This window comes from Variovorax sp. P2_H12 (assembly GCF_056403395.1).
The window spans coordinates 1-11,812 of record NZ_JBFUFO010000046.1; the positions used below are offsets into that span (position 1 = coordinate 1).

At 67.5% G+C, this 11,812-nt stretch carries 9 protein-coding genes and 1 pseudogene; 3 read left to right on the top strand and 7 right to left on the bottom strand.

Annotation, left to right across the window (positions count from 1 at the left end; all coding sequences use genetic code 11):
• A pseudogene (gene garD / locus AC1DYK_RS29255) lies at positions 1 to 600 on the top strand (galactarate dehydratase); the annotation flags it as partial.
• Between the two features lie 225 nt (positions 601 to 825).
• Positions 826 to 2,349: a flavin-containing monooxygenase gene (locus AC1DYK_RS29260; RefSeq protein WP_478169492.1), complete on the top strand. Its 1,524-nt coding sequence runs from the start codon at positions 826 to 828 to the stop codon at positions 2,347 to 2,349.
• 346 nt (positions 2,350 to 2,695) lie between these two features.
• Here AC1DYK_RS29260 and AC1DYK_RS29265 read toward each other — a convergent pair whose 3' ends face one another.
• From AC1DYK_RS29265 to AC1DYK_RS29295, 7 genes are read right to left on the bottom strand one after another with little or no spacing between them, the layout of a single operon-like run.
• A complete protein-coding gene (locus tag AC1DYK_RS29265; RefSeq protein ID WP_478169493.1) occupies positions 2,696 to 3,454 on the bottom strand; it encodes a carboxymuconolactone decarboxylase family protein in 759 nt (252 codons plus the stop codon).
• Positions 3,451 to 4,674 carry an SDR family oxidoreductase gene (locus AC1DYK_RS29270; protein WP_478169494.1) on the bottom strand — a complete coding sequence of 408 codons (1,224 nt, stop codon included), beginning with the start codon at positions 4,672 to 4,674 and terminating at the stop codon, positions 3,451 to 3,453. The genes AC1DYK_RS29265 and AC1DYK_RS29270 overlap by 4 nt, the downstream gene beginning before the upstream one ends.
• 18 nt (positions 4,675 to 4,692) lie before the next feature.
• Positions 4,693 to 5,451 (bottom strand): SDR family NAD(P)-dependent oxidoreductase, encoded by a 759-nt coding sequence (locus AC1DYK_RS29275; RefSeq protein WP_478169495.1) that lies wholly within the window; start codon positions 5,449 to 5,451, stop codon positions 4,693 to 4,695.
• A 14-nt stretch (positions 5,452 to 5,465) separates the two neighbouring features.
• Complete coding sequence (locus AC1DYK_RS29280; protein ID WP_478169496.1) at positions 5,466 to 6,422, bottom strand: acyl-CoA dehydrogenase family protein; 957 nt, start codon at positions 6,420 to 6,422, stop codon at positions 5,466 to 5,468.
• Positions 6,423 to 6,429: 7 nt separating this feature from the next.
• Positions 6,430 to 7,632, bottom strand: coding sequence for an acyl-CoA dehydrogenase family protein (locus tag AC1DYK_RS29285; protein ID WP_478169497.1), 1,203 nt, complete (start codon positions 7,630 to 7,632; stop codon positions 6,430 to 6,432).
• Positions 7,633 to 7,640: 8 nt separating this feature from the next.
• Entirely contained in the window at positions 7,641 to 9,782 is a 2,142-nt protein-coding gene (locus tag AC1DYK_RS29290) for an acetate--CoA ligase family protein (protein WP_478169498.1), read from the bottom strand.
• Positions 9,783 to 9,787: 5 nt separating this feature from the next.
• The gene (locus AC1DYK_RS29295) at positions 9,788 to 10,561 is read right to left on the bottom strand and encodes an enoyl-CoA hydratase/isomerase family protein (protein ID WP_478169499.1); all 774 of its coding nucleotides are present in this window, start codon (positions 10,559 to 10,561) and stop codon (positions 9,788 to 9,790) included.
• Between the two features lie 368 nt (positions 10,562 to 10,929).
• On the opposite strand from AC1DYK_RS29295, the gene AC1DYK_RS29300 reads away from it, so the two are divergent.
• Positions 10,930 to 11,805, top strand: a complete 876-nt coding sequence (locus AC1DYK_RS29300; RefSeq protein WP_478169500.1) for an SMP-30/gluconolactonase/LRE family protein — start codon at positions 10,930 to 10,932, stop codon at positions 11,803 to 11,805.
• The last annotated feature ends 7 nt before the right edge of the window (positions 11,806 to 11,812 follow it).

The window sequence follows — 11,812 nt, forward strand, 5'->3', positions numbered from 1 at the left end:
GTGCGCGACGGCATCGACCAGCTCACCGCGCGCGCCACCACGCCCGAGGTCGCCGAGGCGATGATCCGCGAGATGGCCTGGTACGACGCCTACCTCGACCGCGGGCGCGTGGACCGCAGCGCCAACACCACGCCCGGCAACAAGAAGGGCGGCCTCTCCAACATCGTCGAGAAGGCGATGGGCTCGATCGTGAAGTCAGGCAGCGCGCCGATCTCGGGCGTGATCTCGCCGGGTGAAAAGGTCAGTCAAAAGGGCCTGATCTACGCCGCCACGCCGGCCAGCGACTTCATCTGCGGCACGCTGCAGCTGGCCGCCGGCATCAACCTGCATGTGTTCACCACGGGTCGCGGCACCCCCTACGGGCTGGCCGAGGTGCCGGTGATCAAGGTCGCGACGCGCAGCGACCTGGCGCGCCGCTGGCACGACCTGATGGACGTCAACGCCGGGCGCATCGCGGACGGCGACGCCACGATCGAGGATGTGGGCTGGGAGCTGTTCCGCCTGATGCTCGATGTCGCCAGCGGCCGCAGGAAGACCTGGGCCGAGCACTGGAAGCTGCACAACGCGCTGGTGCTGTTCAACCCGGCCCCGGTGACCTGAACGGCGGGTCTACCTTCGAAACGTGACCCTTCGCCGTCCTTGTCGAGGGAGATCCGAGTTCGACGACGGCGCTGAGATGAACGAGGGTAAAGAGATTTACCATCACGACGGCCCCGCAATTCGGGAGATTGCGCGGCAGTTTGTAAGGAGTGAGGACGGCGAAGGCCAAACCCCCTCAAACGCTCGGCACGCGTGCCGGTCCCGACGAGGATGGAGGTTCCAACGATGCCAAGAGTCGCCATCATCGGATCCGGGCCGGGCGGCCTGATCGCTGCGCGCTACCTGCAATCCGAAGGCTTCGAGCCCGTGCTGTTCGAGCAGGCGCCATTGCCCGGCGGCCAGTGGAGCGGCGACGCGATCTGCAGCGGCGTATGGCCGTCGATGCGCACCAACACCAGCCGCGTGCTCACACAATTCAGCGACCTGCCGCATGCGCCGGGCCTCGCGGTCTATCCATCCAATCGCGAGATCGGCGACTACCTGCAGCGCTATGCGGACCGATTCGGCCTGACCGCGCAGATCCGTCTGCGCACCAAGGTGCGCGAGCTTGCGGCGGTGCCCGGGGGATGGGCCGTGCGCCATGGCGCGCACGACGAAGAGATCTTCGAGAAAGCCGTGGTCGCCTGTGGCCGCTTCCAGCATTCGCGGATTCCCGAGGTGCCGGGGCTGGCGTCGTTCTCGGGCAGCGATGGCGTGGCGCATACCAACGCCTACAAGCATCCCGAGCGGTACCGCGGCAAGCGCGTCCTCGTCGCGGGCTGCGCGATCAGTGCCCTCGAGATTGCCAGCGATCTTTGCATGCTCGGCGCGGCAAGGGTGGTCGTGTGCCATCGTCGGCAGCGCTATGTGTTGCCGAAGCTTGCGGCCGGGGTGCCCTCGGACCATCGCGTGTTCACGCGCTTCCAGGCGCTGGCGGAGGAGTCGCTGCCGCGCAGCGAATTCGGTGAGATGCTGAAAGAGCTGGTGGTGGGCTGGGGCGGCAGTCCGGAACAGTTCGGTGCGCCGAAGCCCGCCGACAGCATCCTCGATGCGGGCTTGACATTGAGCCAGCATTTTCTTCCGCTGGTGGCCGAGGGCCGCATCGAGGTGCGGCCGTGGTTCGACAGGGTCGAAGGCGCGCGGGTCAGCTTCAGCGACGGGCGTGCGGAGACCTTCGACGGCATTCTGTTCGGCACCGGCTTCGAACTGAAAATGCCCTTCCTCGGAGAACCGATCCGCCGCACGCTCAACCTCGACGCGCAGCGGCTCGATCTTTATCAGCACACCTTCCATCCGCAGTTGCCCGGGCTTGCATTCGTGGGCATCTGGGATCAGTCGGGCCCGATGTTTCCGCCGATCGAGTTGCAGGCCCGGTGGATGGCCTATGTGTGGAGCGGCGCCATCGCAGCACCGACGCTCCAAGCGATGCACGTGGGCGTTGCCGAGTGCCGCGCGCGTGGCGCCCCACAGAAAACCAAGATGAACCTGATGGCCTTGCTGTTTGCGCGCGCCGCGGGCGTGGAGCCCGATCCGCAGCGCTGGCCTCAGCTTCGGCGCGCCCTGTTGTTCGGGCCGCTCGCGCCGGTTTCGTTTCGCCTCGAAGGTCGCGATGCGCTGCCGGATGCGGCCGACCGGTTTGCCGACGAAGCCAGGGCCTTCGGATGCATGCAGTCCTCGCAGTTTCAGGATTCCGAATTGCAGAAGCTGCGGCGACTGGCCTGCGTCGCGCAGTCTGCGCAGGTAGCGGCGTGGGCGGCTGCGCCGGCGTAGGCGCTACATCGCTTACGCCGTTTGGCGAGCCTTCAGTCTGCAACCAGGTATCGCTTGGCCGGCACGTTCCAGTACGCGCGCCGACGGCAATGTTGTCGTCGTTGGTGTCGAACTTCGGGTTGTGCACCGGGCCGCGCACCCGACGAGCTCGCGGAGTCGAGTACGTGGCGAAGCCGGCAGGGGCGGTCAGGTCCCCGTTCTGGCGGGGCATGCCGCAACAGTTCCATGCTGGCGCGTGCGGAGCCCTTTCACCTCGGCTGAACCAAGTGCCCGCCAGCCCGGCCAATGCCAGTGGGCACCGGGTATCAGCGACTCTGGCGAGCCGCGCCGGTCGCGCGAGCGGTCCTCAACGCGATCTTTCATCCACTCCCGACATTTGCCGGTATGCATCAGTGCCCAGCGCGGTGCCATGCACCGCCAGATGGGCGCCCAGTTGGATGACCTGCAGCAATTCGGCCGGTGCCAGGCCTTGCGACAGTGCCTTGGGCACGATATGCCGTAGCGCATCCGGGTTGAAAGCCGTGAAGCACGCATGCAATGCCAGCTGTACCAGGCTGCGCTCCGCCGGGGTCAGACCCGCGCCGGGGCAGCCTTGCTCGACAAAGTCGAGAAGCAGCTCGGCATAGCCGGGGTCAAGAAGCGCCACGGAGGTCAGGGAGAGGGCGTGCGCGGCACCGAGCCTGTCGATGCGGGCCTGAAGCCTTTCATCGATGGCCGCCAAACCGGTCAAGTCGGTGAACTCGCCCAGGATGTCGGTGGCCGTGCATACGCTGGCGACGCCTTGTACGGCAACGAGGTGCAGCACATCGAAGATATCGGCCTGTGTCGCCCCGACCTCGAGCGCCCGCTTCATATGGGTGTGCAAGCCGGACTCGAAAAGATGCGAAGAAGACGAGTCGAGCGCCACATAGATCAACTCCACCATGCGCGCGCTCAGCGGACCCGAGCGCGCGGGATGGCCGGCATAGCGCGCGTAGTGCTGCACGAAGCCGGGGCAGGCCTCGAGCATGGTCTCGGTCCACGGGCGCCAGTAGCCACGCTCGGCGATGAAGAACGCCTTGATCTGCGCCCGCTCGGCATCGGTTGCGCCGTCCGGCTTGTTCATCGCGGCGTCCCTCGCGCGGCAGCGCTGCAGACGAGGGTTTGACCGGTCAGGTACTGGGCGGCGGAACCACAGACGAAGCGCAGCAGCGGATGCAGCGACAACGGGTCGACAGCGGTCGGCACTTCCAGCGCATTGATGCGTAAGGCGCGGCTGCCCCACTCGCAGGCAAGGGTGGAGACCAGCATCCGTGCCGCTGCGCCATCGCCGGCGTCTTGCCAGCGGCGGGGGTTCTCCGAGGGCAGCAGCAAAGTCAGGCTGGCCTGCTGCGCGCAGCGGCCTGCAAAACGCGCGGCGGCCGCGTGTACTGCCTGGAGCAAGCCTGCCGATTCGCAGTGCAGCGGCGACAGGTCGAGGCAGGCTGCATAGTGTGGCCGCGCGGCGCACGGCTGCGCCGCGCCTTGCCATGGCGCGCCATCGCCGCCGCAGACCTCCAGTTGCACCGGCATGTCCAAGGGCTGCGGTTGCAGCGTGGCCGGTGGCAAGGGCTGGCTGCCGCCATAGACGGAAGAACCGCCATTCAAGGCCAGGATCTGCCCGCTCAACGGTGCGGCGCCGGGGCTGGCCAGGAAGTACAGCGCCTGCGCCATCTCTTCGGGAGCAGCCATGCGGCCGAGCGGAATCTTGCCCAGCGCGCCTTCGGGCTTGAGTCGGCCAGCCTGGATCAGTCCGTCCACCAGTTCGGTGCGGACGAATCCCGGCGCAAGTACCGTCACGCACAGGTCGGGCCGCGCTTGCGCCAGGGCTCGGGTCTGGGCGATGAGTCCGGCCTTGCTCGGACTGTAGGCGCCACGCCATGGAATGGCATGCAGGCCGGCGCCCGATGCCACGTTCACGATGCGTGCGCCCGGCTTCAGCAGCGCCTCGCAGGCATCGACCACCGCCGCCGGCGCTGCCAGATTGAGTGCGAGCAGGCGCCCGGTCTGCGCCGGGCCTTGCTCAGCCAGGGGCGTGTTGGAGGCGTCGGACATGCCGGCGTTGTTGAGGATCGCGTCCAGCGCAGGCGTGCCATCGCCGAGGGATGCGATCTGCTTCGGGTCGGTCAGGTCGATGGGGCGCAACTGATGCGCGGCCGAGGCAGGCCCAGGCAGGCTTCGGCCCAGCTGCTGCAATGCCTGCTCGTTGTTGTCGACCAGCACGCATTGCCAACCCGCGCCGGCAAACAGCCGTGCGGTGTCTCGCCCGATGCCGGAAGCCGCACCGGTGATCAGAACAGTCTGCATCCGCGACTCCGGCAGGACTCAGATGTTGGTCAGCGTGATGCCGCCATCCACCGCCAGCGCCTGCGCCGTGATGAAGCCCGCATCATCGCTGGCCAGGAAGCAGATGCTGCGGGCGATGTCCTCCACGGTGCCCAGGCGGCCCAGCGGCGTGCGCGCAATGCGGTTGGCATCGCGCTCGGCATTGCGGTTGCGCTGCGTGCCTTCGGTGGGAACGGCCGACGGGCAGACGGCATTGACGCGGATGTTGCGCGCGCCCAGCTCGGCCGCAGCCGCGCGGGTGATGCCCAGGATGCCGGACTTGATGCCCGAATAGACCACCGAGTTGGCGGCAGAGCGCAGGGCGGCCACCGATGCCACGTTGACGATGGCGCCGCCACGCTCCGGGTCCATCACCGCCACCGCCTCCTGCAGGCTCCAGATGACGGACTTGAAACCCACGTCGAGCATGCGCTCCACAGTCTCGGACATGATGTCGGGGATGGCCTGGTAGCGGACCCAGGCTGCGTTGTTCACCAGAATGTCGAAGCGCTTGCCGCGCTCGAACGAACGCTGGATGGCATCGCGAATGCCTTCGCGGGTGGCGATGTTCTGAACGATGGCAAAGGCCTGTCCTCCGCGGGACTCGATTTCCTCCACCACGGGGGCGACCAGTTCTTCCTTGAGGTCGTTCACGCAGACGATGGCGCCACGGGCAGCCATCTGCAAGGCGGTTTCGCGCCCGATGCCGGCGCCGGCGCCGGTGATGAGGGCCACGCGGCCGAGCAGATCCTGGTTCATTCGTTTTCCTCGGTTCACACAGACTGGATGAAGTCCCGGCCGACTTGGCTGGCGAGCGCGCCCGAGCCGAATGCGGCATCGAACTTGCGCACTTCGCGCAGGGCGTAGTGCAGCGGCACTTCCCAGGTGAAGCCCATGCCGCCATGCAGGTGGATGGATTTCTCCAGAACGAAGCACGCATTCGCCAGGGCATTGGCCAGCACGGGTTGCGTGCTGCGCACGTTGCCGTATTCGTCGGTGTCGAGCACGCGCTGGATGCCTGCGTTGGAGGCCTCCTGCAACAAGCGCATGCGCGCCAGCAGATGGCGCACGGCCTGCTTGGCCGACAGGGGGCGTCCGAACTGCACACGGGTCGACATGTAGTCGGCCGTCGTGGCCAGGGCCGCCTCGGCGGCGCCGTTGACCAAGCCGGCGATCAGGATGTGGCTGTCGCGCTCCAGCGCTGCAAATGTCGCGACATCCAGTTCGGCCAGCACCCTGGCGCCGTCCAGCGTCAGCCACGACTGGGGGTTTTCCGGGTCCAGCGCTTCGTCGTCCTGGATTTCGACGGAATCCAGCTCGAGCAGGACGCCGCCGCTCCGGCCGTCGGCCACCAGCACCCAGTCGCAGTCCCTGGCGTAGCGGGCATGGCCGGCCAGCTTGTCCTGCAGGCTGCCCTGCAGCGCCCATGTCGCCACGCGTTCGCCGCTGGCCAGTTCGGCAGCCAGAGGCGAGTCGCCCAGTGCCTTGGCGACCAGAAGGGTCTCGAGCAGCGGCCAGTGCAGCCGCAGCTTGCCCGCCTCGGCCACGATCGGCAGCGCGAACTCGATGCCCAACGCCAGCCCGCCGGCGTCTTCGAGCGCGCACACGCCACAGAGGCCCGCATTCGCCAGCACCTGGGCGGCACCACGAAAGTCGCGCGTCTGCGCATCCTGGATCGCCTCGGCCGCAGCCTGTGCGAACTCTTCGGGCTTGAGATCGTTGTCTGACATGGTCATCTCAGAGGTCTTTTGGAAGATTCATGATGCGCTGGGCAATGATGTCCAGCTGCACTTCGGTGGTGCCGGCGTAGATGGTCTCGGCGCGGGCGTAGAAATAGGCGGTGGTGAAGTGCTTGCGCGCGCGCTGTGCCAGCGCGCTGGAGCGCGGGTTCACATGCGACACGACCGACAGCGCCAGCCCTGCGAAGGCCTGGTGGCACTCGGACCAGTAGAGTTTGGTGAGCGAACCGCGGGCGCCGATCCTGTCGCCGGCCATCATCCGGTTCACCGTCTGCTCGACCAGGCCCTTGAGCGCATCGATCTCGCCCACCACGTCGCCGATGCGGCGCTGGTAGCTGCCGTCGTCCAGCAGCCGGGACAGCTGCGGGTCGGACTTGCACGCGGCGACGAGCTGGCGCAGCTCGCAATCGAAGCGCCATGCACGGTACATGCGGTTGGTGGCGCGCTCGATGGACAGCACGCGGATGGCCGCATTCCAGCCCTCGTCCGGTGCGCCGAGGCGCGCGCTGTCGGGCACCACGACGTTGTCGAAGAAGACCTCGGCGAAAGACACCTTGCCATCGATCGACTTGATGGGCACCACCCGGATGCCGGGCGTGTCCATGGGCACCGCGAACATCAGCAGGCCGCGGTGCTTGTCGGCCACCGTACCGGTCCGGGTCAGCAGCAGGCAATAGCGCGCCTTGGCGGCACCGCTGGTCCAGATCTTCTGGCCGTTGATGCGCCAGCTGTCGCCCTCTGGCACGGCCTTGGTTCGCAGGCGCGCCAGGTCGGAGCCGGCGTCGGGCTCCGAGAAGCCCTGGCACCAGTAGTCGCGCATCGAGAGGATGCGCGGCAGGAACAGCTGCTTCTGTTCTTCCGTGCCCACGGTCTGGATGATCGGGCCTGCCAGTTCCTTGCCGATCGAGCTCACGCTCTCGGGCATGGCCAGCGCGCCCACTTCCTTGTTGACGACCAGATGCTCGCGCAGTGTCAGGCCCAGGCCGCCATAGGCCTTGGGCCAGGTCATGCCGGCGAGGCCGGCGTCGTACATCGAGGCCTCCCAGTCGCGGCACTCGTCCAGCGTGGGCGTGCGGTAGTCGACGCTGTCCGCACGCATGTGCCCGGGCAGGTGGGCGCCAAGCCACTGGCGTGCGTACTGTCGGTAGACGGCCGGGCCCGCCGCAGCGTCCGGGATGGCCGGGTTCTTTTCCATGTGCATGAGAACCTTCAATGGGCAGAGGTGTTGCGGGAGGTCGGGACCATCAGGGCGTCGAGGACGAGCACCCCCTCGCCTTGCGGCTTGACCAGGATGGGGTTCATGTCGATTTCAGCCACGTCGGCGGCATGGCGGCACGCGAATTCCGAGAGCCTGGCCACCGTGCGGGCGGCTGCGGCCACGTCTGCCTTGGGCTGCCCGCGGGCGCCGTCCAGCAGCGGGAACATCTTCAGGCCGCGGATCATCCGCAGGGCTTCGTCTTCAGAGACGGGCGCCACCTGGACCGCGACATCCTTCAGGATCTCGGCATAGATGCCGCCCAGCCCCACCATGACGACCGGGCCGAACACGGGGTCGCGCGAGACACCGGCGATCAGCTCCACGCCGCCGCGGACCATCGGGGCCACCAGCACGCCGTCCAGGCGTGCCCGGGGCGCGTGCTCGCGGGCGTTGGCCATGAGGCGGTCGTAGGCCTGCCGCACCGCATCGTCGTCCTGCAGGCCCAGCGCGACGCCGCCGATCTCGGTCTTGTGGGCGATGTCTTCCGATGCGATCTTGAGGACCACCGGGTAGCCCGTGGCCCGGGCGCTGCGCACGGCAGCGTCGGCCGAAGCCACCACCTCCTCGCGCGGCACGCTGATGCCCGCAGCCGCCAGCGCCTTCTTGGCATGGAACTCGTTGCGGAACACGGCGGCGTCCACGCTGTCGACCGGGCCGCCGTAGGCAGCGGCGGTGGGCAAGGTGGTGAGCTGGCCCAGCCTGACCAGGCCGGCCAGTCCGCTGGCTGCCGCCGGAATGCTCGGGAACACCGGGATGCTCAGCGCATTGATCTCGGCCACCGCATCGGGCGGGCCCTGGCTGATGATGACCAGCAGGCGGTCGGGATGGCTGGCACGGATCCTGGACAGCGCCTCCAGATAGACGCCGCGCAGGCGGGGGTTGTACAGCGACAGCGCCAGCAGCAGCACCAGCGTGCTGCCGTTGGCATCGTTCTGCAGTGCCGTCAGCATCTTCAGCAGGATGTCGGGCCGCGCGGACATCTGGGCCGACGCGTCCACCGGGTTGTTGGTGCCGGCGGTGGGCACGGCCTCGCGGATCAGGGCCCGGGTCGTGTCGGCGAGCTGCGGCAAGGTCATGCCGGCTTGCACCATCGCGTCCGCCATCATGATGCCGAAGCCGCCCGAAGCGGCCACCAGCGTCACGGCGTCGGTGGTGGGCAGGCGCTGCGGGCGCAGCAGGGCCGCGGCATGGCCCACGTCGAGCAGTTCCTCGAATGAGCGCACGCGCAGCACGCCATAGCGGCGGAAGACGGCGTCGAACACGGCATCGGAACCCATCAGCGCGCCGGTGTGCGAGGCAGCGGCCGCCTGGCCCTGCTCGGTGGCACCGATCTTCAGGACGATCACCGGCTTGTGCTGCTGGCGCGCCATGTCCAGCGCCGCGATCAGGCGGCCGGCATCGCGGCAGGTCTCCATGCAGCACAGGATGATGCGGGTGTCGGCATCGTGGGCCAGGGCGGCAATGCCGTCGGCCACGTCCACGTCGGCTTCGTTGCCGGTGGCGATGAAGCGGCTCACGCCCAGGCCGCGCTCGGCCATGTTGCGCATGGTGAAGCTGCCGATGTTGCCCGACTGCGAGACGATGCCCACCTCGCCGGCAGGCGGCATGCTCTGCTCGAGCGCGATGGAGAACGAGCCCACCAGCCTGTCCACCACATTGACGGCGCCCAGGCAGTTGGGGCCCAGCAGCCGCATGCCATGGTTGCGCGCGACGCGCACCAGTTCGGCTTGCAGGGCCGCGCCTTCGGGACCGGCCTCGGCGAAGCCCGCGGACAAAACGATCACGCCGCGCACGCCGCGGCTGCCGCAGTCGCGCACCGCCTGCAGCGTGGCTTCGACCGGCACCGCGAGGATGGCCATCTCCGGCGCCGTGGGCGTGTCCAGGATCGAGGCGTAGGCCTGCAGGCCCTGAATGGTGCCGCCCTTGGGGTTGATCGGATAGATGGGGCCGGCATAGCCGTACTTGCGCAGCAGCTGCACCGGGCGGCCACCGATCTTGGTGATGTCGTCGGAGGCACCGATCACGGCCACGCCATCGGCCTTGAAGAATGCGTCCAGCCCGGTGCCCGGGGCGGCTTGAACCTGGGTCAGCATGGGTTTCACCGTCCCTTGAAAACAGGAGCGCGCTTCTCGAGGAAGGCCATGCGGGCTTCGCGGGCGTCTTCGGTCTTCGACAGGGCCATGGTGAATTCCTGCTCGAAGCGGTAGGCGTCGCGCTGGGGCATGACATCCACCATGTTGGCCGCGCGCTTGGCGTAGGCGATGGCCAGCGGCGCCTTGGAGGCGATCTCGCGGGCCAGTGTCATCGTGAAGGGCAGCAGGTCCTTCTCGGACAGCACATCCTCGATCACGTTGCGCTTGAGCAGGTCGTGCGCGCTCAGGCGCTGGCCCGTGAAGAACATGCGGCGCAAGGTCGAGCGGCCGAACAGGGTCTTGAGCATGGAGGCGCCGCCGGCCAGGCCCACGTTGATCTCGGGCATGCCCACGGTGGCGTTCTCCGAGGCATAGAGGATGTCGCAGGCGGCGGCGAGACCGAAGCCGGCGCCCAATGCCGCGCCGTTGATCGCGGCAATCACGGGCTTGGCGCACTCGCGGATCGCGTTGCCGGTCTCGCGGGTGATGCGGTTGTGCTCGAGGAAATCTCCGGCGACATCGGCGCTGGGGCGGTCCTTCAGGTCGGCGCCGGCACAGAACACGCTGCCAGCGCCGGTCAGTACGGCGCAGCGGATGTCTTCACGCTCGGAGATGGCGTCGAAGGTGGCGACCAGCTCGCGCCGCATATCGCGGCTCAGTGCATTGACCGGCTGGCGGTCCATGGTGACCAGACCCACGCCGCCTGCGACTTCCAAACGAACCCATTCATTGCTGCTCATACACCACCTCTGTAAGAAGCCCGCTTGCTGCGGCACGGACCAGAAAAAAGAAGCACTTGCTGGACAAACAACCCGCTTTGCCGCGGGAGCTTCTGTTTTTCCCGGAGCCTGGGTGGCTTCCGCTTGTTTGTCTCGGTGTCAATATGCTTGGTCGATTGTAGAAATGATGATGAAATTCATCTCTCGATAATCCGGGAAAGTGTCCTGCAAAAAATGAAGCATTCGCCGGTGAGTGGGATGTTGAAGGCTTGCTACCATGCGCGCTCCCTGCGGCCGGGTGTCGTTCGATTTGCGGATTTGAATTGATTCAAATTGGCGGATGCAATTGATTGGCCTTCCATTTCCGGGTCGAATAAATGATCGAGACAATGAAAATTCAGCGCCTCGGCGATTTGAAAACGCAATTGGGCGAGTGCCCCGTGTGGCATGGGCGCAAGCTCTGGCTGCTGGACTGCCGCGCGGGCCTGGTGCTTGCGCTGGACCCCGACACCGGCGCGGTGACGGCGCGCCACGAAGCGCCGGCACCCCTGGGCTCGTTCGCATTCAATGGCGACGACTGCATCGTGCTGGCCCTGAAGGAGGACATCGCGGCGCTGGACCTGCGCACCGGACAGTTGCGCTCGCTGGCACGTATCGAGGACAGCCACCCCCATCTCCGGCTGAACGACGGCACCTCGCTGGCCGACGGCAGCTTCGTGGTCGGCACCATGCATGCGTTGCGCGAGCCCGGCGAGCCGCCCCTGGGCGGCTTGTACCGGCTCGATACCGGCCTGCAACTGCACAAGCTCGATGATGGGCTGGGCATCACCAACGGCCCGTGCGTGAACCCGATCAGCGGGCGCCTGCACGTGGCCGACAGCAGCGCGAGGGTCATCTATTCGTATGCGATCGCGGCCGACGGCCTGTTGGCGGACAAGCAGGTGTTCATCCGCACCGACGCCCATGACTCGGGGCCGGATGGCTGCTGCTTCGACAGCGAAGGTGGCCTGTGGACTGCGCTGGTGCGGGTGGGGGCGCTGGCCCGCTTCGACATGCAGGGCCGGCTCAGCCACAAGGTCGACCTGCCGGTGGCCCACCCGAGCGCCATGTGCTTCGGCGGGCCGGAGATGCGCGATCTGTTCGTCACGACCATCAGTGACAGTGGCCGCCTGAGCGCATCCGGGCCCCTGGATGGGGCCGTGCTCAAGCTGACCGGCGTGGGCTTCCGCGGGGCGGCCCGCCCGGAGTGCCGGATGCCGCTGTAGGGCCGCG

What these genes read in the sequence shown, in the direction of transcription:
- AC1DYK_RS29260 (WP_478169492.1), top strand. Translation starts at nt 826, where the DNA reads ATGCCAAGAGTCGCCATCATCGGATCCGGGCCGGGCGGCCTGATCGCT.
- AC1DYK_RS29265 (WP_478169493.1), bottom strand. Translation starts at nt 3,454, where the DNA reads ATGAACAAGCCGGACGGCGCAACCGATGCCGAGCGGGCGCAGATCAAG.
- AC1DYK_RS29270 (WP_478169494.1), bottom strand. Translation starts at nt 4,674, where the DNA reads ATGCAGACTGTTCTGATCACCGGTGCGGCTTCCGGCATCGGGCGAGAC.
- AC1DYK_RS29275 (WP_478169495.1), bottom strand. Translation starts at nt 5,451, where the DNA reads ATGAACCAGGATCTGCTCGGCCGCGTGGCCCTCATCACCGGCGCCGGC.
- AC1DYK_RS29280 (WP_478169496.1), bottom strand. Translation starts at nt 6,422, where the DNA reads ATGTCAGACAACGATCTCAAGCCCGAAGAGTTCGCACAGGCTGCGGCC.
- AC1DYK_RS29285 (WP_478169497.1), bottom strand. Translation starts at nt 7,632, where the DNA reads ATGCACATGGAAAAGAACCCGGCCATCCCGGACGCTGCGGCGGGCCCG.
- AC1DYK_RS29290 (WP_478169498.1), bottom strand. Translation starts at nt 9,782, where the DNA reads ATGCTGACCCAGGTTCAAGCCGCCCCGGGCACCGGGCTGGACGCATTC.
- AC1DYK_RS29295 (WP_478169499.1), bottom strand. Translation starts at nt 10,561, where the DNA reads ATGAGCAGCAATGAATGGGTTCGTTTGGAAGTCGCAGGCGGCGTGGGT.
- AC1DYK_RS29300 (WP_478169500.1), top strand. Translation starts at nt 10,930, where the DNA reads ATGAAAATTCAGCGCCTCGGCGATTTGAAAACGCAATTGGGCGAGTGC.